Origin of the sequence: Paraburkholderia sp. OAS925, assembly GCF_040543975.1 — a bacterium.
GTDB classification, from domain to species: Bacteria; Pseudomonadota; Gammaproteobacteria; order Burkholderiales; family Burkholderiaceae; genus Paraburkholderia; species Paraburkholderia graminis.
Genome location: NZ_JBEUNO010000001.1, coordinates 209,389 through 234,659, shown reverse-complemented (window position 1 = coordinate 234,659; position 25,271 = coordinate 209,389). Strand labels below are relative to the sequence as shown.

The window sequence follows — 25,271 nt, the reverse complement described above, 5'->3', positions numbered from 1 at the left end:
AACCTCCAGGAGTTAGACGGGACAGGACGTGGGGAGGCTGTCGTAGTTCATCTTGAGCCGGCCCTTCATCGGCTTTGGCACGGGGACGCGCATGACGCTGTCGTCATCCGGCGGGTCGATTGCTGCGGGCGCCGTGATGGGCATGTCGAGGCTTGCGTCTTGCTGGGTTTCGTGGTCGTCGATGAGAAGTGCATCGCCATAGACCTGGCGAGTGGCTGCTGTCAGGGAAGCTGCGTCGGGAAGAGCGTGGTCACTGATGACCGCATAAAGCACCTCCTCGAGCTTTTCATCAGGTTCACCACGCATCCGCATACGAACCTCGTACCCAACATAGCCCCATTCGACGTAGGTCAGCTTGCGGTACTTCATGAGCAGATTGGAGCGGCAGCGGACCCATTCGCCGTTGAGCAACGCGTAGGCAATGCTCACGTCCCACATGTCGACGAGAACTTCCAGGTTCTGCGGACGTACTGCCTTGTCGGCGAATTTATCGGCCCAATACCAGACATGGCTAATCTTTATGCCCATCTGTTTGTCGAGCATGCGCGTGCTTCCCTTGGAAGGCGGGATACACGTCAAGATGTAGAAGTACGTATCGTACGGAGTCAGACGCGCGAGACGGCGACCAGTAGCAGCGAATCGAAGGTGCATGTACTCGATAGGTGCATGGTCGTGGGCCGGATGAATCCGTTGGTTGTAGTCCCGAAAGAAGTACCTATCGAGAAGGGCATGCAACTGCGGGAATGTCAGAAGGTCAGCGCGAATCGGGTCGACGGACCGCGTGACTGTGCGAACGTCGCGCAGCGCCTTGGAGGTGCCCACCAGGTTGTGAATAAGTTCTGTATTGGTCGTGCCGAACAGCCTTTCTATCACTGCTCCGAAGCGAGAATCGTGGGCCGGGCGGAACTGCAGAGTGATATGGAGTAGGTCGCAGAGGCGGTCGAATGCGGCCGAATGAAACTCCTTACCGTTGTCGACAACAATCGCGGAGGGCGTACGCTTGAACACCCGGACCATCGCTCGAATAGCCATCATGCAACTGACCGTGCTCGGTGCATGAATTGACAGGTAGAAAGCGAGCACCGCCCGGGTCTCCGCGTCCATCACAATGGTCAGCCACGGGCGCTTTCTGAATATCCTGCCCCCTTTGCCCCGTATGCTGATGAATACGTCGAGCTTCGTGTGGTCGATATGTACCCGGTGGAAGGGACGGCCCCCGTGTATTTTGTCTTCACGACTGAGATACCAAGTGGCTGGCTCTTCGTTGTAGGCGACCCTGCTGCCACGGCGCGCTTTTACGTCGATGAACTTCTTGCGGTGTGCGTAGAAGGTCTTCTGTGACACAAGGGGCACCTTCGCTGCGGTGCTAAGTTTTCTGTACTCCCGATATGAAGCCCGGCCGCCCGCATTGGTGGGGTTGTTGCCCCGTTCGGTCGCCTCCTGAATCAGTTCGCGCTGTCTTTTTGAGGTCTGGCAGCGCCCCCCGCTTCTGGCCTTCGGCGTTGCAGCTCTTCGCCGGGCAGACGCTGCGTCCCCAGCCTCACGAATTGCCTTTCGTATTCGTTGGACCTGCCTCTTTGAAAGATTGCAACGGACCTCTTTACCAAGCTCGAAGTCCCGAGCCATCAGGAGCCGATTTCTTCCCTCGATAATCTGATATTCCGTAAGAGCTTCTATTTGTGCGAGGCGCTCATCGGTCGATGGTTGTGATGAGAGAAGAACCACTTCCCTGCGAAAGATTGCCCGCTCGAAGTCGGACACAGGCATTAGAGAGCCGTTGCGGGACTGCTGGTCAAAGAAATGCACGGAGTCCGACGTTACGACAGAGACTTCAAAGACCTCGGTGCGCCCCTTGAACATGAACTCAGTGCCCATGTCGACGGAAAATGCCACTTCCTCGCTGACAGCTTTCGGTGCTGGCCTGTTGAACTGAAGGGCGTCGAGCTGCGCACGGGAGTTACATACAATGACGTCGTGTGCTTCGCTGAGGTCGTCATACTCAAGGTCCACAAACAGGAGATGGTCCGCGATTGCCTTATAGACATCGTCGACGAGAAACGCATGTGGCGGAGTGTCCACGAGGAGAGGCTCGCCCCATGGTGTTTGCTCTGGGTAGGCATGCGTGAGGAGCAGGCCCAATGTCATTGGACATGCTTCGCCTGTAATCTTTTGAATGGCGCGCCACGCATTGTCGGTCAGCGGGGCGCACCTGTCGCACAGGTAGTCGTCGAGGAACTCCAGATTGGAGACGAATATGCCTCCGTTCTCGTTCCCAGAGCGCAAGCAGAAGGTTATGCCCATGGAGGCAAAGTGCCTTTCCCGCTCCGGGCATCGCCACGTTCCGTCATCATCCTTGAAGAAGCGCCTCGGGTATTTTTCTTCAAGGCGCTCGAGGTCCGTTTCTGTCTTCCACTCATCGACAAAGATACCGTATGGCGTCAGCCGCAGGATGTCCGGCGTGTAAGGCGTGGGCGCCTGGTAGTAGGTATAGGTACCATCAGAGTGCTTGCGTTCGGTCTCGACGCTCACTCGGACTTGCGGCGGCTGACAGTAATACTCACGCGTGGTCCCGTCGAAATCGTATCTCACTACTGCGCCGAACTCAGGCTTGCGACTTTCGGTTACCACCCGCCGTCGCATCTTCCGCGAGGTGTAGTGAGAAATGACGTTACCTCGGCGGGATTGGACCTTTCGTGAAGGACATCTACCCCGGGCCTCCCAAATGTAGGCCTGCCCGTCAAGAGGCGTTCCCCACCGTTCAAACTCTTCTCTCAATTCGGCGTCCGAGTAAGGTGGCGGCGCAGTTCCAATAGGGCTCTCCTCGTACCATCGAGTCTCCATTTGCTGCCATCTGGATTTCAGCGGAGCCACCACAGGGAGGCTGGTTGACATGGTCTTCTCCTATCGCGCGTCGCGGACGTTGCGAGGCGATGCGGGTCCCGTTGGTCTGGAAGGTCTCTGGTCTGGCAATAGGTAGGAGCTGCGTTCGAGAAACTCGTCGCGGGTGCCCACGGGGAGGTCCTCCGTGGTCGAAGTCACCGGGCGCAGACGCACGAAGGCGTCGGTCCATTCATATCGGAGTTCGATAAGCGACCTGACTGCATTGGCGCGCTGTTCGTCCCACGGCCTGATTCGTCTCGCCAGCTCAGCGGCCAGCCAGCCGTCGATTGAACTCCTGATTTCGTCCGTACTTCGAGAACGCAGCGAGAACTTCCAGTTCTTGAAAGTCCGATTTGTCGACACGAGGCAAAACGGGCTCGAGCGTCGGAAAATGCTGGACCAGGGGAAGACGGCATCGCCCGGTTCCGTCCAGTCGCGCGCAAGAAGAGATTCAGTCGTAATAACGCTCACCTCATAAACCTGCTCGCCGTGCCAGCGCCTAATGAGCAGTGGTCTTTTGGGCACGTACTGTTGACGCGGCGCAGGCGGTGGCGGCGAAACGGATAGGGCAGATACGCGGGCGCTATCCTCCGATTTGGCCGCCGCTGTGCTCAAGCAGAGGCGCTTGATGCTTCGCGGACATTCCCGACGACGTCCCTTCACGGTCACAAGAACCTGCGAGCGAGAGTGGGATGCGGACGGCGGCCGACTAGGCATTCCGCGCTTGCCCACGGACCTATCTGGAGGAAGGTGCAAGGTGCTGCGGGCGACCGTCGCGCCATCTCTAAAGTGCTCGAGGCTAGCGAGTAGGAGGTCACAGTCGTCTGAGAAGTCTTTGGCTGTTTCGGTGTGCATGTCAGCTCCGTTGGCCATACCTAAAGTCGTCAGCGCTCCCCGCGGCTGTCGGGCCGACAGCCTGCGGAAAGGTATGCGCCGACCCAGCCGGGACATAATGTGTCCGGCCGAAATATGCTTAGTACGACTACGCGTACCAGCCTGTCAGGTCAGATGAGGTCGATAAACCATTAGGTCCAAAATCGACGACTGGAGGCGGCTCTGCCGGGGGCGTTCAGAGGAAGTGGGGGACTGGAGAAGGGGCCAAACGGGGGAGGGGCGGAGGTGCGAAGACAGCGCGGAGGCGCGTTAGAAATACGGGGACAGGACCGGGGTCGCTGCCGCCACTCCCGCCGAAGCGTACGAGGCGGGCTGGTGGGTCTGAAATTAGGCGAGGTTAGACGGATTTGCACGAAATTGCAGGTCATTTGGCGTAATTCCACGTTCGTTGCGGACGTGCGAACTCCTTTGACGCTCTGCGTCTCACGTGAGAGAATCATGTTGCTAAGGCACGATTCCGAAAGGAGTCGACAGGGGCCGCTGGTTCAAGTTCGCTTGGGCTTCGCGGCCCCTTCTTTTTGTCCAGACAAAAAGAGTCGCGGTCGCTGGGCCCAATGGGCTTTCCATGTTCGTTGGTTGCTCGCTGGTTGCGACTCCTCCTGCCGTTGGTGTCTGCTATGAATAATACGACGTCAGCTTCGCCATGGAAAGTCATTTTTTGGATGGTTTACGTCGCGCCGTGCTGGCAGTGCAGCATAAAAATCTAAAGAAGCTGACCAATACAGATTGTTTCACTCATGACACTCTGCGTATCGTTTTAGCTTTTTGCGAGATTTAGATGACCGGCGCGACGCGGGTCTTGACAGGTATGTACTGGCGTCGCAACAAGAGCGAAAGATTCCGCACTTAGTTAGGGTTGCTACATGAATTAGCCGTGCCGTTCGGTCCGACTTTTATGAGCCGCCTCGCAAGACTACGTCTTGCAGCCAGAGGTGCCAAGCCCTCATCGGGGTCAAGGAGCAAGAGGTGGGGTAGCAACTCAGGGCGGTAGCGTGCATTGCTGTGGTCGAGGACAACGAAGCAACACTGCCCGTGTGTGGCGATGTGTCTTTCCAATTCAATCGCGCGGCTAGGTATGCTGTCGTAGCTGGTGGCGTACCCGACAGTACTGTCAACTACGCGGCGGCTCAACGGCGCTGGGAGAATCTCAACGCATGCGTCCAGTCCGAGATAAAACGTCCACCAGGTGTTGAGTACAAGCCGCAAATCGTCGTGCGGCTCGAGTAGCTGCGACAGCAGGCCTGCATGTTCGAGCCCCTCGTGTCCCTCAGCAACGAGCGTTGGAGTGCAGCCTTCCTTATAGACAACACGGTCCGGATGCAGAACACCATCAAAGTTCAAATAAAGTAACATATGGACTCCTTCCCAATCATTCGACAGCGTCGACTGAGGTGATTTCGGAAGTCAGCAGCTGGGCGATTTCTTTGCTAGCCTTGTCGATGAGGGGCGGACTAAGCTCAGGAATGAGCACGGCTCTTGACGCGTACTCGCAGGGTATAGCGCTCCTTGATGCGTCGACGATGGTTAATTGCCACGGACTTCTGCGGCGGATGTCGGCCCGGAGCAAGTCGACACGAGTTTGTCGCTCAACTGCTTTCCGATGCATCCGATTGCCTGGGGTCGTCGCTCCGATTGTCCTCGAGGCCAGTTCTTCAGGGAGCAGTTGAACCAGGCGGCGATACCCGAGGTCCACTACCAACCAGCTATTGAGAACAACCGAAAGGTCCGGTAGGCCCTCGACCAGCCTTGTGATGCTTGGCAGTAGTCCCGGCTCGGAAACCTGGAAAGGGTTCTCAAGCCGATATCGGGGAATGTGATGTGAAGGCCGTGAGAGGAGCACGCCTTCGACACCCAGATAAAGGACAGAGCGCATTGTTGGGCTTGCCGAAGTTTCGCTGCTTTCGCAGCACGCGCCCGAAGATGACTCTGGCCGCTTTAGAATGAACGGAGGCGCGAACGGAGCTCTACGCTAGGGATTTGACTTCTTGAGAGCTTGCGTGCGTTTACACACACAAACCTAGCACGTGCAGACGCAAATGCAAGAGAAAGTTGGACAAAACGTGGACGCCAGGTGGGCGAAGCTTGCCTCGCGCGCCGTCCGGGTCGCGTTGGCTCGACAGGACGTGAGCTACGTGCAACTCGCCAACGAACTCACGCGACTGGGAGTGCGGGAGTCTGCACGTTCGGTTGAAGGTAAGGTCCAGCGAGGTACGTTCCGATTCAGTTTTTTCTTGCAGGCGCTGGTGGCTTCGCGCGCGGATAGCCCGGCGGCCTGGTCGCGCGTTCTGAAGGAGGGGGGCACATGGGAGAGCCGCGCCACCGCGGTAATCAAGCATGCTCTGGCCGAGCAAGCTTGGCTCGACTGGCAACAGCTTGCGCAACGACTGACGGAAATCGGTGTTGAAATGCAGCCGGAAGCGCTCAGTGCGCAGGTGGACGATGGCACTTTCTCCGCAGCCCTTTTCTTTCAGTGCGCGACCGTTTGCCGGTTTGCGGGCACCAATCTCTTCCTCGACATCTCTTCTTTGAACACCGCGGCGCTCGCTGGCAAGCCTCCCGAATGGAAAGGGATTTCGTCGGGCTCCTTGCATAAATCAATTGAAGGACTATAGTTTTCCATGCATGTGAAAACACACGCGAGAGCCGGTCTAAAAGCAAAACACACGCGGCCAGCACTCCTGCCCCACAACGTTGCAGCCCTCCGCCTAATGAGTTAGGCCTAGGAAGAGCAGTAGCGTCACACCGTCACAGGTGTTGCCATGCCGGTCTGGACCGCAAAGCCGCTAGAGGCGGAGCCTGAAATCGACCTTTCGGAATGGCGAGTCATGATGATTGTGCCGGATGGCACATTCCACTTTGTGGGCCGTAACGCGGCGACCTACAGTGGTCGCGTCAGCTCGCCAATCCACGAGTTTTACGCTAACACAAGCGTGGGCCGGACTCGCACCGGTCGCTTGTATCGGCTGCACGGGAACAGTGGTTTCGCCGGTGTTGCCGATTACGTATGGACGGTCTGGTGCCAGCGCAACGACGTCAAGAGCTATGTTGACATGACGGAGTTCTTTGAGCCGGAGGTGCCGCATGACGACGCCTGACGAACGAACCCGCGCGGTTCTGGACACCCGTCACTTTCTGCAGATACTCGCCGCTCCTGACGAAATCTCGATTGCGGGCCTTACACGCACAGTGGCAATCGGGCTCTTGCGCCACTATCCAGTTGAGCTGGATATTTCGGTATCGGCATGTGCCGTGCCGGCAGTATGGGCAGAACCGGATGTGACACAGCGGTGGGCGAGCCCTCCAGAAGCGCGAGAGAGGTGAACAGTACAACGCGAGTTCAGTGGCTATGAGAGTCACCGGTTTGTCGTCGTAAGGACGTTCCGCAGAGAAACCGACGGAGCCCTGCGGTTCGCGCTTAGACGTGTATCGCGACAGCTCCATCGACTGTTTCTTCGACTCAGCCGGCGATACAGGTGAAGCAGTCAACGCAGAAATTGCCGGGATTTCCGACGGTAGGTCCGGGCGATTCTTTGTGAGGCCTTCCCGACGACTATCCTGGGCGGTCGGACGCATTTTGTGGCCGGCGTCAGGCGTTCATGTACATCCTTGCCGCACTGTGACTGCAAGTTTGCGACTGTCGGTCGTGCCCCCGGAACTCAACCGCCGGCGTTTTCAGAGAAGCCAGCGACGAAACATGCAAACTGATGTGTCGGTGTACCTAGGCGACTGTACAGGCGACAGCCTCACCGTAGTCTGCGATGGAACTTGCATAGAGCCTAGTGGCTCAACGTGGCAGCGCGCCTTGCACGCGCTCGCAGAGCCGTCGCCGCGTGGCCCCTATGCTGTGTCCAACCGCTTCACACTCTTCGTGCACGAAACGCATCTCGACGCGGCTGCCGGCCACCGACTTTTGGCCAGCTACCGGGTCGACGTTCGATGTGAGGGAAAGTTCGCATACTTCAGTGTGCGAGCCGCACAGTCGGAAGCTGGACGTGCTCGGGTTCCGTACTTGATTGGCGATGACGTGGTCACGACAGCGCGTCGCATACTAAGGGCTGCTGCATCAATGTCGGTCACCTAAATCGGCCTATGAGATTCGATTCAGCGACTGCCTACGGAAGCCCACGACCAGGTCAGGCAAAGGTCGACCACACGAGTCTCTCATCCTGGCACGCCGCGCGGCGCCTCCATACAGTTGCAGGCATCTTGCTTAGCAGATGTCTTTGCGGTGGTGCGGCTGTTGGAGGAATTCCATGTAGCCGGTGGAACAGGAGAATTCAATGGACGCAAGACAGCTGCTGAGCGGCTTGCAAGACGTCGACAGTGATGCGGTCACGCTGTGGCTCCCTTCGCATGCCGATGCATGCGGCGCTGAAGAAGCGTGCCCCGTGACATCGGCTATAGAGCCGTGGACGCGTGGAAGGCGCGCCACCGCAAGCGGCGAATTGTCCGACGCACCTCCTCCTTCGAGCCATGGATTTAGTGTCACATGGACCGAGGCGACGGACCCGTGCCGGTCAGGGCGCGTCCTCTTACTCTCAGCGCTGCCGGAGGCGCACCATGGCTAACAGCGGTTGGGACATTGCCATGCGACGCATCGACGCTATCTACGACCTCCCTCAGTTTGTAGCGTCATCGCTTGTCCGCAAAATCGCTGCAAACAAGTTCCGGCTACCGGCGACGGAGCGAAGCAGGTTTCAGAAGCTCCCCGACCACGTGATTGCTCGCATCGAGGAAATCGTACGCGAGGCGTACTTTGAGGCTGGCGAGGACGTTGGTGGCGGAATCTTGCGCGACCATCTCTTACAACAAGCACTCGAAGCCCGTCGCGAAATGATTGCAAACGGAGAGCTGTTATCGCCTGCAGACTTCAGGGCGCGCTTGGGCGCGAGCGACAAGCGGCTCGCACGTTTGCTAGATGACGGCAGCGTCTTTGCAGTCGAAGTCGACGGAGTTCAATACGTTCCCGCCGTCCTGGCCGACCCGTCGCTTAACAGGAAGCGTCTGCAGGCAATCTGCCAGCTCATAGTGCCTGCGCCGCCGATGAGCCGACTGGACTTCCTGCTTTCGCTGAACGGAAGTCTTGGCGACCGGCGCCCGCTGGACATGCTCGAGGACGACAATGATTTCAAATCGCTAACGCGCCTCGCTGAGGCTTGGGCCGCACAGTGGTCGCGGACCGCAGTCAGACTGTATGACGGCGAGCACGAGACCGAGCCGACCGACGGCGACGCGCTGTACACAGCGATGGCGGAAATCGACCCGCGCAGACCGCTTTGGGAGCGTGCATCCGAGGCGCTTCACGTACACGGATATCAATGGCCGCTCGGCCCGTACCCGGACGTGCGCAGCTTTACGCTTTTCGTTGAACGACACACATCTGGGGGCGCAGCGCCGACGCCAGAGGCTTGCGTCCAAATCCTCGTCGACGGCGAGCACATTCGCATCCGCATCGTCGCTGCTCCCGGCACGACGCTTAGGTCGAGGACAATGCCTGCGGGCAAACACAAAAGCCTTATTGATATTGCGAAGCGAGTCATCGCTCATCTCACCAATGCGAAACGTGCCTGATGACTTCCCCAGAGACGTGACGCCAGCGTCGCTACCTGGAGCACAGCCTAAGCTCGCCGCGCGTCTCATCGACGGCAAGTTTGTTGTCGGGCAGACCGACGACGAGCGATTCGAACGATGGCAAATATGTGAAGACCTCGCCCAGCAACTCGTCGCAAAGGCTCGACAAGACGCCGCGAAGTATCCGCATCATTCGCGCGAGGTCACGCTGCAGCGAATAAGACGCGCGATTGAAGGCAAGGGTTGGGTAAGGGCAGTGGAGGTGGACTGGCTTGTCGAACGGCTGCGAGCGTTGCTCCACTGGTAGCAGCTGAACGCATACTCGACTATGTCGATTTGCCACAGATATGGACATGAGCCAACCTATGGCTGTTGCCGAAGTTGCGGTGATGTTGAACGTCTCACCTGCCTATGTTGTGAAGCTAATCGGCAACGGCAAGTTGCGCGCCAGCGGGAATTCGGATGGTAAGCACACGGTCTCACGCGAAGAAGCGGAGGCTTACCGCTTGAGAGCAAAACAGCGCGGCCGCAACGCACTGAAGGAACTCGCACGCGTCTCGCAGTAAGCAGCAATTTGTGGCAAACAAAAGTGAGCGCGGACTGCGCTTCTGTGGCCCGCCTGTAGTGGAGGTTACGTATGACCATCGCCGAAGTCGCGAGGTTGCTATTTGTGAGCCGGTCGCACGTTAGACATCTGCTGGAGAGCGGACACCTTCAGGGTGCGCTCGGCCATGATGGCGAGTACATGGTCGATGAGGGCTCCGTCAGACGTTACCGGCAAGAGTTGGACGAGAGGGCGAGACGGTATCTCGACAGCCAGACGGAGGACGATGAACCGCCTGGCCTGTGAGATGCAGATATGGAGTGACGTTCAGCGCCGCGAGCCCGCTGCTTGGCTAGCGTTAGATGATGACTATCTTCACTGCCCCGCTTGGCGCCGCGAAATCCTGGTGTGCAGGACCCAACTCCTCGGTATAAGCGAGCCCGCGGTGCCGGTGGAATTCAAGTCAAAACCGGAGCTGATATGCGATACGAGAACCTGATTGCCGATGCACGCGATGCCGGGCTAACAGAGTCCACGCGCGTACGTGCCGCGTTTGATGCCATTTATTGCTGTTCTCCGGGGTTGAAATCGCTGGCGCAGTCGTTGGCGGCCCTCGGGCTGAACGCAGACGATGCCTCACTTGTCAGCCGCTTGGCCGAGTGGGTCCTGAACGTAGCGCCGCTTGAGCCGCTGCCAATGTCGCCAAGCGAGGCCGTGGCGCTCGCCGAGCGCGTTCATAAACTCATTGGAGGCAAATAGTGCCGCGCATGACAGTCTCGACTTTCGCCAACGCCTCGGCGTCACTCCGCGCCGTCTCAGCAAGCTGCTGACAGAAGGCAGCGTGTTCACGCTGGAGGTCGACGAAGCCGTGTTCTACCCAACACTGCTCGCAGAACCGGGCATTGACCACAACAGGTTGCAGGCAGTTTGCCGAATCATTGTTCCAGCGCCACCAGGCTCCCGCCTGGACTTTCTAACGTCGCAGCGTGGAAGCCTCGGTGACCGCAGCCCTCTGCAAATGCTCAGCAACGACAGTGATTTCAAATCGTTGCAACAAGCGGCTGCGGCGTGGGCAGCAGAGTGGTCACGCACTGCCGTCAAAATGTACGAAGGCCTGCACGACACCGAGCCGATTTGTGTTGACCCACTGTGCATAGCAATTGCAGGAATTGACCCTCGTAAGTCATTGTGGGAACGCGCATCAGAAGCGCTCCACATGCACGGGTACCAGTGGCCGCTCGGACCGTATCCTGACGTTCGAAAGTTCTCTTTACTTGTCGAACGACAAACCGCCGGGCATTCCGCGCCGATACGGGAAGCTTGCGTCCAAATCCTCGTCGACGGCGAGCACATTCGCATCCGCATCGTCGCTGCGCCAGGCACTGCGCTCAACTCGCAAACAATGGCGGCCGGCAAACACAAGACGTTTGTTGACGTCGCGAAGCAAGTCATCGCTCACCTCCTTGCGCTGAGCGCAGGCTGCTAGAGGGCGGTGTCAAATGATATGTCGCATCCGGCCAATAGCAATCGACGTAACCGTCGATGAGCATAGTCTCAATGTCGTCCTGAAAGACGGAGGTAAGTTGCGAGTTTCTTTGGAAAGGCTTTCGAAATTGTGGGTGGCAACCCCTGAGCAACGTTGCGATTCTCGCGTCTCTGCGTCCGGCAAGGGGTTGCGCTGGGACCATCTCGCCGAAGACATAAGTATCGGCGAGCTGATGTGTGACGTTGAGAGGCGCCATCGCGATGAGCGATTGACCTCGTGCATACCAGTAGATTTTCCACAGAACCCAACGCCCGCGTTGCTGTCAGGCACGCAGCCGAAACTCGCTGGGAGAATGATTGACGGCAGGTTTGTTGTCGGCTTGACCGCAGAGCAGCGATGGGTTCGGTGGGACATATGTGAATACTTGACGCAGCAGCTGGTCGCAAAGACCCTCAAGGATGCAGCTAAGTATCCAAAGAATTCGCGCGAGGTAACGCTGAGACGCATGAGGCACGCTATTGAACGCAAAAACTGGACGGCGCGCGTTGAAACGGATTGGCTTATGGAACGGCTTCGGGCTCTGCTTGGCTGGTGACAGGCAACCGCATGAAGGCTCACAAGTTTGGGCTGCATCAAACCCGGCGTCCCGCGCACGACGGAGGACGCTTTTCGCTTTTTAAAGAGGTCATGAAGTTGCTCGAGATGCGAACGCGGGGGCTGTAACCACCCGTTGCGAACGAGCTAGGTCTCAATGAGCTTCTGCGCTTGGGCCAGAAGCGCGGATGCCGCGAGAAGCTCCTTGCGCCCGGCCATCGCGAGTGCTGCAGTCGCGGTCTCTCTGAATAGGTTCTCGTCCGAGATTTGTGGAAGACCCTGCTCGGCGATGCGTGCGCGCCGCAGTCGGAGGGACGCCAACATCCCGAGAGCATCCAGTCTCTGTTCTTCCGACGCGCCAGCTACTACCAACTCTGCCGCAGCAACTAACCGATTGATTGCACCTTCATATTCCGCTTTGTCCACAACATTTCCCCCGGCTGGTCAGAATATAAGTTCGCCCACTGGGACCGCGTACCGCAGTACAGCCTACAAGGGCAGAGACAAGTGACGCGAGCGAGTTAGCCGTCGCACTGTTTCGGTTCAAGGTCCGAGTGATAACGGTCGTGCTCGCATGCGGTGTAATCGGACTCGCCGGGCGACTGGTTGTTCCTAGAGTGGCCTTTTGCCAGCACCAGTTGCTGACGCTGCTGATGCTGCCGCACGTCAACAGAAGACCCAAATAGGGCTTCTATTGTCCTCCGCAAATCAATGGGTATGCCGATGATGGATGTCGGGAAAGTGCGCGTGCGTATGAGTAATAGGCGCATGCCGATGAGGATGCGTGTGCGGCTCGTCACCGTCCCAATTAAAATCATGCACATGCTGATGGTGCTCGTCGTGCCGGTGTCGATGGTTATGGTCCAGGGCCTCATGAATGTGAGAATGCTCATGCCGCTCACGGATATGAAGCCAGATTCCCAAAGCCATAAGTAGGGTCGCGGTCCAGAAAGACAGCGGTGGCACCTCCGGCCACAGGAAAAGCGATAACGCGACGCCGAACACTGGGGCCACAGAAAAATACGCACCTGTTCGGGCGGTGCCGAGATTTCGAAGGGCGACGACAAAAAGAACGAGGCTCACGCCGTAGCCAGCGAAGCCGGTCAGCATGGCGGCAGCCATCTTTCCGACGCCTGGCAGATGCGCGCCGAGAAGCAGCGCAATGCACAGATTGACGGAGCCGGCGACAAGACCTTTCACGCAGGCGATGACCATCGCGTCGTTCGCCGACACCTTCCGCGTCAGATTGTTGTCGACTGCCCAGGCCACGCACGCTGCGACGACGAGCAGTGCGCCGAGCGACACCGGAGTGTCGCCAGGCTGCCACGAAAGGAGAACGCCGCCTGCCACTATCGCAACCATGCCAAGGAATACCTGCACGTCCACGTTCTCGCGGAACACAACCCAGGCGATTACCGCCGTGAACACACCTTCAAGATTTAGGAGCAGCGAACTGGTTGCAGCGGAGGTTGTGGTGAGACCGAGCATCAGCAGCGCAGGCCCAGCGACCCCGCCAGCTGCGATTGCGCCGAGAAGCCAAGCTACTTCAACGACCTGAATCTGGTTTTCGTTCCGGCGTTCTGCAGTCGTGCGACGCAGGCGCTGAACAAGAATTCCGATGGCAAGACCAACGCCACTGCCTAGGTAGAAAAGTCCTGCGACCATGAAAGGCGACAGCGTGCCAAGCAGCGTCTTGGCGAGTGGTGTAGTCGCGCCGAAGAGCGCGGCTGCCAGAAGTGCAGTGAAGGCGGCGTTATGGCGTGTGAACATGGAATAGATGTCTTGGAGCGACCGCTCGGCTAAAAAGATTGTAGGCGCTTGGCCGGCAGGTAGTCAGTCATCGCGACCGCCGACGGATACCCCTCCATAACTGTCAGCAGAAGTGTATGGCCCTCCGCGGTAATAGTAACGATATGCCATGGCCCACACCATTCAGGAAAACAGAGGCTTCTCAAGCGGGTTTGCCGCATCAAGGCGCGCTGAGAATCGCCGGCATGTTCGGCGTCGTGAAAGTACGTCAACGGCTCGGCGGCAACGACTATCACGACCCCGGCTGGTTAAAAAGCCGAATTGGTGTGTCGGCGTCTGCTGACAAATTTCCCATTCAAACTACCGCGTCATGCCGACCGCTCGACGCATGGCAGCAGTGATGCCCTGCCGTGCGCGCCAGTAGCCCTCCCATGGGTCAGCATTAAGCGTACGCTGCCGCGCAACTGCCTTTTTCATCGTCCACTGGTCGCCTCGCTCCACGGTCTTAAGTTCGTCCCAGGAAACTGGCATTGAGACCGCCATTCCCGAGCGTGCACGAACGGAGAACGGTGCGACCGTGCTCGCCCCTCGGCTGTTTCTCAGATAGTCGATGAAGATTTTTCCAACCCGATTGCGAGGACCGGATACAGCCGAGAAGCGCTCAGGCACGACATGTGACATGTGGCGGGCGACCGATTGCGAGAATGCCTTCACTTCATCCCAGCCTTGCCGGCGAGTCAACGGTACGACGATGTGAAACCCCTTGCCGCCGCTAGTCTTCGGAAACGACCTCAACCCGATTTCATCGAGCACAAGTTTGACAAGCGATGCCGCTTCCAGCATGGCCGACCAGGGGAGCGCAGGGTCCGGGTCGAGGTCGAAGATAACGCGGTCCGGATGGTCCAGGTCGGGCGCGACGGCGTTCCAGGAGTGCAGTTCGACGACACTCATCTGAGCGAGTCCGACAAGTGCTTCCGCATTGTTGGCAACGAGCAGTGGCGGATGCCGCGGGTAAAGCTCCACCGGCAATTCTTCGACGCCCGGTATCCGCACGCGTTCAGAGTGCTTCTGGAAAAACAGTTGTCCCTTGATTCCGTCCGGAGCACGCACGAGCGTCAAAGGCCGGTTATGAAGATACGGCAACGCCCATTCAGCAATCTCATCGTAGTAGCGCGCGAGCTCGAGCTTCGTGTGGCCAGTGACGTCGTCCATCACGCGGCCAGGATTGCTGACCTTTATGTCGCCGATGATGACGGTACCACGCGGCCCCGGACGCTCGCGGGTCGACCCGACACGAGAATCATCCGGCTCGCCTGCCGAGGCATCGGCGACCGGTTCTTCCGTCACTGCGCGTGCCGGTTTATCTTCCCGGATGGCATGAAAAACGGGGTGGCGAATTTCGCCGCCAGGTGTCCATTCGAGAAACGAGACCTCGCACACGACCTCCGGTGCAAACCAGTGGTAGTCCCGCTCGCGGTCGCGCTCGGGCGGGTTATAAAACGCCGGCTTGCTCTGCTTTAGGGGCCGAAGTCTCTTTGGAAACGCAGCGCTTTGGCCCGGCGCTAGGAACGGTTTCACATTGCCTGCATACCGGAGGGAGCCGTCCTGCTCGTAGACGCCCAGAAGCAATGCATGCACGCCGGTCTTTGCGCCTTTCGTTCGGGAGATGCCGCCAATCACAAACTCCTGCCGAAGGTTGCATTTCAGCTTTATCCAGTCGGTGGAGCGACCCGAGCGGTATGGCGCGTCACCGCGCTTACCAATGATGCCTTCGAGCTTCATCCTGCACGCTGATGCGACGAGTGCATCGGGGTCCTGCGCAAAGTCGTCGGAGAACCGCAGCAGCGGACCTTCGGCCTCGCCCATTAGCACACGCAAAAGCTGGCGTCTTGCTCGTAGCGGCTGGTCTCGCACATCGGTGCCGTTGAGCCACAGAATGTCGAATACAAACAGGACAATGTCGGCGGTGCTGCGGCGGTCGAAGGCGTTCTGGAGCGCGTTGAAATCTGGGGTGCCCGCTGCATTCAGGACGACGACTTCACCGTCTAACCACGCATCGTCTACGGGAAGCGCTTCAACGGCCTTGCGCAGTTTGGGCATTCTGTCCGTCCAGTCATGCCCATTGCGCGTGATGAGTTTGGCCGAACCTTCCTCGATACGAACGAGCATCCGGTAGCCGTCGTACTTGATTTCATAAGACCAGTCGCCATCAGCGGGGGCGCGGCTGACAAGGGTAGCCAGTTCGGGCTCGATGACTGATGGCATGGTCCCTGGCGGGTCGTCGACGACCCGTCGTGCGGGCTTGCGTGGCGTACTCCATCGTCCCGGCATGTCTCTCCCCTTCTGAACTAGGGGAAAGATGCACGGCACGTGCCCGCTACCAGAACGCTAGAGCCGAGGCCTGCCGCGCTCGGCGCACTGAAGGACGATATGCGGTGCCGACGAATGGTGGATGTATTTCCGTAACAAGGAATATGCGCGCTCCGGCTCACTGGTCGATGGAATAAACGCTGAGCCTTGGTCAACGGCGCGCACCGGCGAAGGCTTCCGCGACTTGCCGTTCGGACAGAAGTGCACTTCTCTGTATGCCCAATGGAACTCAAGTTTCTTCCCGGTATTGCCGATATGTAGTTGCCGGAGACTTTAGGAATATATCCATTGTGATTATCAGAGCCGTCCTTACATCAGCGTTTGCCGCGCTGATGCTTTCTGCATGCGCGCCGTCGATACCGGTACAGAGCACCCAACTGGTACCGATTACCGCGACTCAGCAGCGCTTTCAAGTGGTCGGTTCCGTCACCGTCAGGCTCACGTCGGGCTATTCACGCGAGGTACGTGCGGGGTCGCTCTGGCAGCCCGTGGGGACAATAACGCAGGGAACCGTTCTTCGGCCGGTGAGCGGAGTGTTCACCATCGAAGGTCGCCAGATTCACGAGGCGTACCTGGTGACGAAGGCAAGTACCTTGGTGGGCTTTTTCCTGCCCGGCGAATCCCATTTTTCACCGCTTGACCCACCACAATCCATAACAATCGAGAGAATCAATGACTAAATTATTCAAAGCATTAGTTGCCAGCACGTTGGTAGCGCTCGTCGCGTCCGGCTGTGCGAGTGGTCCTCAGTACAAGGAAGTCGCCTCATCTATTCCGACGTTGAAAGAGACTCAAGGCCGAATCTATTTCTACCGCTCGAACTCGATGTTCGGCGCTGCCTTGCAGCCGAGCATCAATCTGAACGGCGCACCGGTCGGCAAATCGCAGCCGGGTGGATTCTTCTATGTCGATGAGCCTGCCGGCCAGTATGTGGTATCGACTGCCACCGAGACGGAGAAGACAGTGTCGTTCAAGCTTGACGCGGGCGAAACGAAATACGTTAAGACCAGCGTTGGATTCGGGCTGCTCGTAGGTCGGATAGTTCCGTCGCTGGAGTCGGCTGACGAGGCCGTGAAGAACCTTGAGGACCTGCACTACGTTGCAGCTCAAACCACCGCAGCTGTCAAGAAAGCCGACTGAAACCGGCACATTGAGTGAGTTAACGTCCACGCTGTGGCGTTTGCTGCAAAAGCTCTGCGACATTGCATCGAGGCAGGCGGCAGGCGGGTAGCCGCTCGCCGTCGCTCGCCCCATATTGTCAGAACGCGGCTATATCGCGGAGCTTGACGCCGACTCACATGGCATCCTGTGCAGCGGCTGACGTTTCGCCATTAACGATATAAACAAAGCATCTCTCTTCGCCATGCGCTTCTTTGACCGCTTCCGCAAGCCGACGCCGCAGAAATTCGCCGAGTTGTTCATGTCCAGCCTGCGGTCTTCCGGCGACACGCGTGCCTGGGAGTACGACAGCAATCTAAACAGGCTTGTGCCGGATGAAACGGACGGTGCAGCGCCTGTCCATTTCATCAATCTGCATAACCTCTTCCGCGAATATGCTGAGGCGAAGCCTGCCGAGCGCACTGACATTCTCAGGCGCCAGACGAACGGCATGAGGGAGCAGACCATTCCAAGCATCTTCGAGGAGGCGCGGGAACGGCTGCGACCAGTCGTTCGAAGCTCGACGGAACGCGGCGTGACATACCTCCAGACCCGTGGTACCGGCTCACGGTTCGACATTGCTTTTCGACCGCTATGCGAAAACCTCGAAATCGGAATTGCGTACGATGGCGAGTCAACCATCATGCGGCTTACCGAACACAAGCTTTCCGAGTGGAATGTGACCTTCGATGAGGCTTACGACATCGCCATCGACAACTTGCGACTTGCTTCATCGAAACCATTCGCCACTCTGCAAAATGGTGTGCACCTATCGCAGTTCGGTGACCATTACGACGCATCCCGCCTCTTGCTCACGGACGTGTTGCACAGGCAGCCTATTTCAGGCGCCCCGGTAGTCATGGCTCCGAATCGGACGGTGCTGCTCCTGACGGGCGACCGAAACACCGTGGGTTTGCAGACAATGATGGAGATAGCGGAAGAAGCATTGGGGCAGCCTCGGGCGTTGCCTGCGCTGATGCTTCGGTGGGACGGAGCGGTGTGGCAGAAGTTCGTGCCGGACGGCCTTGAAGCGAAGCTCAGGCAGTTGAGAACCCGGGAGATTGCCGGCGACTATCACGACCAGCAGGCACATCTGAACGACATCCATGGTCGCGAAGGTGTCGACATTTTTGTGCCGCAATACACCGTAGCGGAACGACCTTCCGGCGAGTTGTTCACCGCCTGCGTTTGGACGGACAGCGTGCACTCGTTACTGCCCGCGACAGACATCGTGGTGCTGGTGCGCCTGGAGCCGAAGCAAATGGCTTTCGTGCCGTGGCGTGAGCTAGTGAAGGAATGTGCGCACCTCATGAAGCGCACAGAACTTTTGCCCGTGCGCTATGAAGTCGACGGATTCCCGGAAGAGCAACTTTTCCAGGAGTGGTGCATCAGGTTCAATAAGGTGAAGGAGTTGGTACAGGCACAGTAGCCCGCAACAGCAGTACACAACGCGACAAGGAGCTTGCAGAGGCATTCGCAACGTGATGCTCCCGCGCGAGTTGCTGCCCTCAGCAAGCTATCGCAGAAAGACGGATTCGCCTAAAGTGGCCGCCGCAAAAAATTAAAACCTTGTTCGCTAGATATGTCTTTACTCATTCGTATCATCGAAGAGTCTCTTCAGACATTAAAGCCATTCAGTGACGGGACTCTTTTTGGGTCAGGCAACCGCATCCTGCGGATGCTCGAAGGAAGCCTCATGCGCAGCGCAGAAACGACTCGAGCGGACGCGGTTTGACGTTTGGTAGAAACGCAGACCGAGTGGTGAGCTCAGTCATGTGCGTCGACCCAGGCGCGGGCCCAGCCCAGGCCCGCAAGCTGAGCGTCCTCCTCGCTTTCAAAATGGCCCAGAACGCCCGACGCCTGAACTAGCTTGCCGCCACGGGTAATGGTCCCGCTCGCTGCATAACGAGCTGGCCGATGGACGCCGTCGTTTTCCTCAACGATGGCGTGCCCCCATACGTCATGGCCGCGGTACTTCTGCGATTGCATTAGCGGACGACGTGAGCGGATGCCGCGTGGCCTTTCACGCGAAGCACGTTGCCTTCCGGCGTGGTTTGCCGCGGAATCTCTGACATGTCCGGTTCGTCCTTGCGCAGGGTTTTTTGCGCGTTGCCCTGCTTCGCCACGAGCCGTGGAGCAGTTGCTATCGCGCGCGGCGAATGCACCCTCTTCGCGTGCAAGGCCACGTGACGTCGGACTGCGAGCCTGTGTGAAGTACCGGCCCGGTGGGGGGCAGTCGCGCGCGCCTCGGGCGGATTCCACACTTCCGAATAGGTGCCGGCCCCGAAAGCCGCCGGCGCAAACGCCGCGGTCAGTAACGCAAGTCCAAGTTTTCTCACGATTTCCCCTTGCCTGATTCTCGCTGCTGCCACTGTTGGCAAGCCACCGCCTGGTTGAGGCATCCACCGTGGGCAGCCTGCGCAATAGTGGCGGTCCCGAATCGCTTCAGTGACTCGCCATGCATTCGCGGCGAGCGGACTCGCTGTCCCAACGGTATGGCCGTTCTCGGCGGCGTAAAACGTCGGCTCGCCAGTCTTGCCCCGGCGAATCGCCTCGTTGATTTCCTGCTCGCCGAACGCTGATTTCATCTGCGCCACAAACGCCGCAATTTCCGGCATCGGATGGCTGACTGGTTCATGGACACGCATATCCATCCGTCCTGCTCCCGAAAAAAGTGCCTGTTCGCCGCTACGGAAATCCGTGTAGGATACTGTACATCCATACAGGTTTTCTCGCAATGACATCCCCCTCGCCGTCCCCCGAAGCGATACACCCGTCCCTGTGGCGGGCGTCGCAGCTCGCGCGGGGCCGCGGCCGCGTGGTCGATACCGGCTATCCGGCGCTCTCAGCCGAGCTGCCCGGGGGCGGCTGGCCGGTCGGTGCGCTCGTGGACCTGCTGGTGCAGCAACCGGGCGTGGGTGAGCTGCGGCTGCTGCGGCCTGCGCTGAGTGCCGTAGACGACCGGCCCGTTGCATTCCTGCAGCCGCCGCATACACCTGACGGCCTGGGGCTCAGCTATATCGGTCTGTCGCTCGAGCAGGTGCTGCGCGTGAAGGCGCAGAAAACCGCGGATGCACTCTGGTCGGCGGAACAGATTCTCCGGGCGGGAAGCTGCGGCGCGCTGATTTTCTGGGCGCAATACGCGCAGGCTTCGTCGCTGCGGCGCCTGCATCTGGCCGCCCAGTCGTCGGAAACGCTATTCGTCATGGTGCGCCCGCTTGCGAGCGCACAGGACGCGTCGCCAGCGCTCCTGCGCCTGGCGCTCAAACCATCGGCCGACGGCCTGACCGTCGACATCGTGAAACGACGAGGGCCCTCGCGCACGGAGCCTCTGTCGATTCCCCTTCAACCCACTCCTGTTCTGCTGTCACGACATGCGCGTCTTTCTCGCCGCTTACCTGCCGAAGTTGCCGCTCGAAGTCTTCAGACCGAGGTGGTCGCCTGAGCCGCTTCACGGCAGCGTCGTGCTCGAGAAGGACAAGGTCGTCATCGCGGACAGCGTCGCGCGCGCGGCAGGCGTGCGGCTGGGGATGAAGCGCGGTGGCGTGCTGACGCTCTCGCCGGACACGGAAATGCACGAGCGCGACTTCGCCCGCGAGCGGGCAGCGCAGCGCGACGTCGGCATCGCGCTGATGCGCTTTTCACCCGAAGTCGCGCTGCTCGATGAAGCGACTGTGGTGGTCGAGGTTGGCGCGAGCCTGCGCCTCTTTGGCGGACTGCTCGCGCTGTGCCGCGAAGCAAAGGCGCTGCTCGCCACGCTTGGTCTTACCGCGCGCATCAGTGCCGCGCCGACCGGGCAGGGTGCATGGCTGCTGGCCCGGTATGCGAAAGGGCATGGTGCGCGGCGCGTGCTCAAACTTTCCACGCTCGAACAGCGGCTTGCCAGTCTGCCCATGGTCGCCGTCCCCGAAGTACGGCAGTTCGCCGACTGGTTCAGCGGGCTCGGCTGCGAAACCATCGCCGACATCCGCCGGCTACCGCGCGCTGGACTGCAGCGGCGCTGTGGCGAACATCTGCTCGATTCGCTCGACCGTGCGTTTGGCACCGCGCCGGAACTGTTCGACTGGCTGGAACTGCCACCCACGTTTTCCGCGCGCATCGAAATGCCTGACCGGCTTGAACACGCGGACGGTGCAGTCTTCGGCGCACACCGGCTTATCGTGCAACTGTGCGGGTGGCTCTGCGCAAAACAGCTCGCGGTGAGCGCGGTGCGCCTGTCGCTCGAGCACGAGCGCGGGCGTGACGCCATCGAACCGACCAGCATCGACATTGCACTGGGTGAGTCCACCTGGCGGGAAGAGCACCTCCTGAGGCTGCTCAAGGAGCGGCTGCATCGCATCGAGCTCACCGCGCCGGTTATCGCATTGCGTCTTGACGCATCAAAGGTCGAGTCCGCCGCGCCGGCGTCCGACACGCTTTTCCCCGAGCCGGGGGGCTCGAAGGAAGACCACGCACGGCTACTCGAATTACTCGTCGCGCGGCTCGGTGAAGACAATGTACTGCGGCCGGCGCCAAGCGCTGACCATCGCCCGGAAGTCGCCAACTCATGGGTGCCGGTCACGCAAACCGCGAAGCCCGTGGTCATCCCGGAAGGCCTGCCGCGACCGACGTGGATGCTCGATACGCCGGTGCGCCTGCTCATGCGCCAGCACCGCCCGTTCTATGGTTCGCCGCTGCGCATGGTATCGCCGGGCGAGCGCATCGAGGCGGGCTGGTTCGATGGCGAGCTGGTTACACGCGACTACTTCGTCGCGCAGGCCGACGACCAGAGCTGTTACTGGATTTACCGCGAGCGCGTGAGCAGTCGTGACGCCGAAGAAGACCAGCGCTGGTTCCTGCACGGCCTCTTTGGATGACGCGCCGTGGACACCACCTTCACCATGCTGCCGGCGTATGCCGAGCTTTTCTGCCTGTCGAACTTCTCGTTCCTGCGCGGTGCCTCGCACGCAGAGGAACTCGCTGAGCGCGCCGCGCAGCTCGGCTATTCGGCGCTCGCGATTACCGACGAATGTTCGCTCGCTGGCGTCGTGCGGGCGCACGTGGCGGCGAAAGAAGCGAAGCTGCCGTTTATCGTCGGCTCGTACTTCCGTCTGGTGAACGCGGACGGCTCGCCGGCATTCGGGCTCATCCTGCTTGCCAGAAATCGCGAAGGATATGGCAACCTCTCCGAGCTCATCACGCTCGCCCGCACGCGCGCGCCGAAGGGCGAATACCGGCTCACGCCACAAGACCTGTCGCGGCCCGACAAGGAATACCGGCACCTGCTGGGCGTGCCGGACTGCCTGGCGATTCTGGTACCGAGCTTCCCCGCAAAAGAAGACGTGCTCGATGCGCAGGTTGAATGGCTGGACGAGACGTTTCCGGGGCGCGCGTGGGTCGGTCTCGTGCTGCATCAGCGGGCCATGGACGACATTCACCGGGGCGCGGTGGAGTTCGTCGCGCGCAACCGCGACGTGCCGGTGGTCGCACTCGGCGAAGTGCTGATGCACGTGCGCTCGAGGAAACCCCTGCAGGACACGATAACCGCCATCCGGGTCGGCAAGCCAGTCCATGAATGCGGCTACGAACTCGCGCCCAATGCCGAACAGCATCTGCGCTCGCGCCTGCGGCTCGCCAATCTGTATTCACCGGATGCGCTTGCCGCAACCGTCGACATTGCCGCGCGCTGCACCTTCTCGCTCGATGAATTGCGCTACGAGTATCCGGACGAACTGGTGCCGCCCGGATTCACGCCGGCCGCCTATCTGCGACAGGAGACATACATCGGCGCACAGCGGCGCTTTCCGTCGGGCATTCCGCATCACGTCCAGGAGCAGATTGAGCACGAGCTCGAACTGATTGGCGACCTGCAGTACGAGCCGTACTTTCTGACCGTCTACGACCTGGTCCGCTTCGCGCGCAGTCAGCACATCCTGTGTCAGGGGCGAGGGTCGGCGGCCAATTCCGCAGTGTGCTACTGCCTCGGTGTCACGGAGGTGGACCCCGCGCGCGGCAACATGCTTTTCGAGCGCTTCATCTCGAAAGAGCGCGGGGAGCCGCCTGACATCGACGTGGACTTCGAGCATCAGCGGCGCGAAGAAGTGATTCAGTACATCTATCGCAAGTACGGTCGCGACCGCGCAGCGATTGCTGCTGCTGTGTCGACGTACCGCGCGCGGGGCGTTTTACGCGAAACGGGCAAGGCGCTGGGCGTCGACCTGCAGATAGTCGATGCGGTCGCCAAGTCGCATCACTGGTTCGATAACAGCGCGGACCTGCTCAAGCGCTTCGAGGAGTGCGGATTGAATCCCGACAAGCCGCTCATCCGCGCGTGGGCGTCGCTTGCCGCACAGCTCTATGGCTTTCCGCGACACCTGTCGCAGCACTCAGGCGGCTTCGTCATCAGCCGGGGCAAGCTCACACGGCTCGTTCCGGTTGAGAACGCCGCGATGCCCGAGCGTAGCGTCATCCAGTGGGATAAGGACGACCTCGAATCGCTCGGACTGCTGAAGATTGATGTACTCGCGCTTGGCATGCTCTCAGCCATCCGCCGCACGCTCGACCTCGTGTCGGAGCAGCGCGGTGAGCGCTTCGAGATGCAGGACATTCCCGCGGAAGACAAGGCCACCTACGACATGATTTCGGCCGCCGACACGGTAGGCGTCTTCCAGATTGAATCGCGCGCGCAGATGTCGATGCTGCCACGGATGCGACCGCGCACGTTCTACGACCTGGTGATTGAAGTGGCCATCGTGCGACCGGGTCCGATTCAGGGCGGGGCGGTTCATCCCTATCTGCGCCGTCGCCAGGGCTTTGAGCCGGTCACCTATCCGAGCGATGCTCTGAAGACCGCACTGGGCCGCACGCTCGGCGTGCCGATTTTCCAGGAGCAGGTGATGCAGGTCGCCATTCTCGCTGCGGGCTTCACCGCGGGCGAGGCAGACCAGCTTCGGCGCGCAATGGCCGCCTGGAAGCGTAAGGGTGGCCTCGGAAAATACTACGACCGCATCGTGCTTGGGATGCAGGAGCGGGGTTATGACCTTGCGTTTGCCGAAGCCATCTTCGAGCAGATAAAAGGCTTCGGTGAGTACGGTTTTCCGGAAAGTCATGCGGCGAGCTTCGCGCTGCTCGTGTACGCGAGCAGCTGGCTGAAATGTCACGAGCCGGAGGCATTCCTCGCCGCGATGCTCAACAGTCAGCCGATGGGCTTCTATTCGCCTTCGCAGCTGGTGCAGGACGCGCAGCGCCACGGCGTCAAGGTGCTGCCGGTCGATGTGACGATTAGTGGATGGAATTCGTCCCTCGAACCTATGGCTGGCGAGAAGCGGCCCGCAGTGCGCCTGGGTCTCTCGCTGCTGCGAGGGATGAAGGAAGGCACGGCCGAGCGGATTGAAAACTCGCGCGCGGTACGGCCTTTCGCGAGTGTGAAAGACCTCGCGCGCCGCGCGGCGCTCGACCGTCGGGACCTGCATATTCTCGCTGACGCCAATGCGCTCGCCGCGCTTGCGGGCAACCGGCGCGAGGCGCTGTGGCAGTCGGTGGGCGCCGTCCCTGAGAAGGACATGCTGGCGGCCGCGGCCGTCGAGGATGAAACGCCGGAACTCGGCGCGCCCTCGGAAGCGAACGACATCGTGGCGGACTACCGCTCGGTGGGCCTGACGCTCGGTCGTCATCCGCTGGAACTGTTGCGCCCGCAGTTGCTCGCCAATCGCCTCATGCCCGCGGCCACGTTGCGCACCTACCGGGACGGCCGGCTCGCGCGCGGCTGTGGTCTCGTCACCGTGCGTCAGCGGCCTGGCACGGCCAAGGGCGTGGTGTTTGTCACGCTCGAAGACGAAACGGGCAACGTGAACGTCATCATCTGGCCGACTCTGCTCGAGAAGCAGCGCAAGGAAGCGCTCAGTGCGTCGCTGCTGGCGGTCTACGGCGTCTGGCAGTGTCAGGGCGAGGTGCGGCATCTGGTGGCGCAGCGGCTTGTCGACATGTCGCATCTGCTGGGCGGCCTGCATTCTGTCAGCAGGAATTTCTGCTGACGTTTGCCTGCTT

Annotated in this window: 23 protein-coding genes and 1 pseudogene; 16 read left to right on the top strand and 8 right to left on the bottom strand. The window is 59.9% G+C overall.

Annotated elements, in window-relative coordinates; genetic code table 11:
- Nucleotides 1–12: 12 nt before the first annotated feature.
- Nucleotides 13–2,529 carry a TnsB C-terminal domain-containing protein gene (locus ABIE53_RS01095; protein ID WP_192700420.1) on the bottom strand — a complete coding sequence of 839 codons (2,517 nt, stop codon included), beginning with the start codon at nucleotides 2,527–2,529 and terminating at the stop codon, nucleotides 13–15.
- Nucleotides 2,530–4,620: 2,091 nt separating this feature from the next.
- The gene (locus ABIE53_RS01090) at nucleotides 4,621–5,127 is read right to left on the bottom strand and encodes an HAD domain-containing protein (protein WP_192700419.1); all 507 of its coding nucleotides are present in this window, start codon (nucleotides 5,125–5,127) and stop codon (nucleotides 4,621–4,623) included.
- Between the two features lie 683 nt (nucleotides 5,128–5,810).
- On the opposite strand from ABIE53_RS01090, the gene ABIE53_RS01085 reads away from it, so the two are divergent.
- From ABIE53_RS01085 to ABIE53_RS01040, 10 genes are all read left to right on the top strand, one after another.
- Nucleotides 5,811–6,386 (top strand): DUF6471 domain-containing protein, encoded by a 576-nt coding sequence (locus ABIE53_RS01085; RefSeq protein WP_192700418.1) that lies wholly within the window; start codon nucleotides 5,811–5,813, stop codon nucleotides 6,384–6,386.
- A gap of 147 nt (nucleotides 6,387–6,533) precedes the next feature.
- Entirely contained in the window at nucleotides 6,534–6,869 is a 336-nt protein-coding gene (locus ABIE53_RS01080) for a hypothetical protein (RefSeq protein ID WP_192700417.1), read from the top strand.
- Nucleotides 6,856–7,095, top strand: a complete 240-nt coding sequence (locus ABIE53_RS01075) for a BPSL0761 family protein (protein ID WP_376914413.1) — start codon at nucleotides 6,856–6,858, stop codon at nucleotides 7,093–7,095. The genes ABIE53_RS01080 and ABIE53_RS01075 overlap by 14 nt, the downstream gene beginning before the upstream one ends.
- A gap of 1,239 nt (nucleotides 7,096–8,334) precedes the next feature.
- A complete protein-coding gene (locus ABIE53_RS01070; RefSeq protein ID WP_192700416.1) occupies nucleotides 8,335–9,345 on the top strand; it encodes a hypothetical protein in 1,011 nt (336 codons plus the stop codon).
- The gene (locus ABIE53_RS01065; RefSeq protein WP_192700415.1) at nucleotides 9,329–9,652 is read left to right on the top strand and encodes a hypothetical protein; all 324 of its coding nucleotides are present in this window, start codon (nucleotides 9,329–9,331) and stop codon (nucleotides 9,650–9,652) included. The genes ABIE53_RS01070 and ABIE53_RS01065 overlap by 17 nt, the downstream gene beginning before the upstream one ends.
- A gap of 58 nt (nucleotides 9,653–9,710) precedes the next feature.
- Entirely contained in the window at nucleotides 9,711–9,911 is a 201-nt protein-coding gene (locus ABIE53_RS01060) for a helix-turn-helix domain-containing protein (protein WP_171799953.1), read from the top strand.
- A 71-nt stretch (nucleotides 9,912–9,982) separates the two neighbouring features.
- A complete protein-coding gene (locus ABIE53_RS01055) occupies nucleotides 9,983–10,195 on the top strand; it encodes a helix-turn-helix domain-containing protein (RefSeq protein WP_171799952.1) in 213 nt (70 codons plus the stop codon).
- 174 nt (nucleotides 10,196–10,369) lie between these two features.
- A complete protein-coding gene (locus tag ABIE53_RS01050; RefSeq protein WP_171799951.1) occupies nucleotides 10,370–10,648 on the top strand; it encodes a hypothetical protein in 279 nt (92 codons plus the stop codon).
- An 82-nt stretch (nucleotides 10,649–10,730) separates the two neighbouring features.
- Nucleotides 10,731–11,375 (top strand): hypothetical protein, encoded by a 645-nt coding sequence (locus ABIE53_RS01045; RefSeq protein ID WP_192700414.1) that lies wholly within the window; start codon nucleotides 10,731–10,733, stop codon nucleotides 11,373–11,375.
- A gap of 13 nt (nucleotides 11,376–11,388) precedes the next feature.
- Nucleotides 11,389–11,970, top strand: coding sequence for a DUF2442 domain-containing protein (locus ABIE53_RS01040; protein WP_192700413.1), 582 nt, complete (start codon nucleotides 11,389–11,391; stop codon nucleotides 11,968–11,970).
- A gap of 146 nt (nucleotides 11,971–12,116) precedes the next feature.
- Here ABIE53_RS01040 and ABIE53_RS01035 read toward each other — a convergent pair whose 3' ends face one another.
- The 3 genes from ABIE53_RS01035 to ligD all read right to left on the bottom strand — a co-directional run bounded on the left by ABIE53_RS01035 (nucleotide 12,117) and on the right by ligD (nucleotide 15,983).
- The gene (locus ABIE53_RS01035) at nucleotides 12,117–12,395 is read right to left on the bottom strand and encodes a hypothetical protein (RefSeq protein ID WP_171799948.1); all 279 of its coding nucleotides are present in this window, start codon (nucleotides 12,393–12,395) and stop codon (nucleotides 12,117–12,119) included.
- Between the two features lie 282 nt (nucleotides 12,396–12,677).
- On the bottom strand, nucleotides 12,678–13,739 hold the full coding sequence (locus tag ABIE53_RS01030) for a DMT family transporter (protein WP_192700412.1): 1,062 nt from the start codon (nucleotides 13,737–13,739) through the stop codon (nucleotides 12,678–12,680).
- A 339-nt stretch (nucleotides 13,740–14,078) separates the two neighbouring features.
- Nucleotides 14,079–15,983: a DNA ligase D gene (gene ligD / locus ABIE53_RS01025; RefSeq protein WP_171799946.1), complete on the bottom strand. Its 1,905-nt coding sequence runs from the start codon at nucleotides 15,981–15,983 to the stop codon at nucleotides 14,079–14,081.
- Between the two features lie 395 nt (nucleotides 15,984–16,378).
- Here ligD and ABIE53_RS01020 point away from each other — a divergent pair, with 395 nt between their 5' ends.
- The 3 genes from ABIE53_RS01020 (at nucleotide 16,379) to ABIE53_RS01010 (ending at nucleotide 18,675) form a co-directional block, all read left to right on the top strand.
- Nucleotides 16,379–16,768 carry a hypothetical protein gene (locus tag ABIE53_RS01020; protein WP_244231053.1) on the top strand — a complete coding sequence of 130 codons (390 nt, stop codon included), beginning with the start codon at nucleotides 16,379–16,381 and terminating at the stop codon, nucleotides 16,766–16,768.
- Complete coding sequence (locus ABIE53_RS01015; protein ID WP_114157960.1) at nucleotides 16,761–17,228, top strand: DUF2846 domain-containing protein; 468 nt, start codon at nucleotides 16,761–16,763, stop codon at nucleotides 17,226–17,228. Before ABIE53_RS01020 ends, ABIE53_RS01015 begins: the two co-directional genes overlap by 8 nt.
- 223 nt (nucleotides 17,229–17,451) lie before the next feature.
- Entirely contained in the window at nucleotides 17,452–18,675 is a 1,224-nt protein-coding gene (locus ABIE53_RS01010) for a DUF1444 domain-containing protein (protein ID WP_192700411.1), read from the top strand.
- Between the two features lie 338 nt (nucleotides 18,676–19,013).
- On the opposite strand, the gene ABIE53_RS01005 is transcribed toward ABIE53_RS01010, so the two are convergent.
- From ABIE53_RS01005 to ABIE53_RS00995, 3 genes and pseudogenes are all read right to left on the bottom strand, one after another.
- A complete protein-coding gene (locus tag ABIE53_RS01005; protein ID WP_310401830.1) occupies nucleotides 19,014–19,235 on the bottom strand; it encodes a hypothetical protein in 222 nt (73 codons plus the stop codon).
- A complete protein-coding gene (locus tag ABIE53_RS01000) occupies nucleotides 19,235–19,585 on the bottom strand; it encodes a hypothetical protein (protein ID WP_376914407.1) in 351 nt (116 codons plus the stop codon). The genes ABIE53_RS01005 and ABIE53_RS01000 overlap by 1 nt, the downstream gene beginning before the upstream one ends.
- Nucleotides 19,582–19,900 (bottom strand): annotated as a pseudogene (locus tag ABIE53_RS00995) (hypothetical protein). Before ABIE53_RS00995 ends, ABIE53_RS01000 begins: the two are co-directional and overlap by 4 nt.
- A gap of 83 nt (nucleotides 19,901–19,983) precedes the next feature.
- Between ABIE53_RS00995 and imuA the strand changes: the two are divergent.
- The 3 genes from imuA to ABIE53_RS00980 are packed head-to-tail and all read left to right on the top strand — an operon-like array spanning nucleotide 19,984 to nucleotide 25,258.
- Nucleotides 19,984–20,691, top strand: coding sequence for a translesion DNA synthesis-associated protein ImuA (gene imuA, locus ABIE53_RS00990; RefSeq protein ID WP_192700410.1), 708 nt, complete (start codon nucleotides 19,984–19,986; stop codon nucleotides 20,689–20,691).
- The gene (locus ABIE53_RS00985) at nucleotides 20,621–22,102 is read left to right on the top strand and encodes a Y-family DNA polymerase (RefSeq protein ID WP_192700409.1); all 1,482 of its coding nucleotides are present in this window, start codon (nucleotides 20,621–20,623) and stop codon (nucleotides 22,100–22,102) included. The genes imuA and ABIE53_RS00985 overlap by 71 nt, the downstream gene beginning before the upstream one ends.
- 6 nt (nucleotides 22,103–22,108) lie before the next feature.
- Nucleotides 22,109–25,258 (top strand): error-prone DNA polymerase, encoded by a 3,150-nt coding sequence (locus ABIE53_RS00980; protein ID WP_192700408.1) that lies wholly within the window; start codon nucleotides 22,109–22,111, stop codon nucleotides 25,256–25,258.
- Nucleotides 25,259–25,271: the final 13 nt, after the last annotated feature.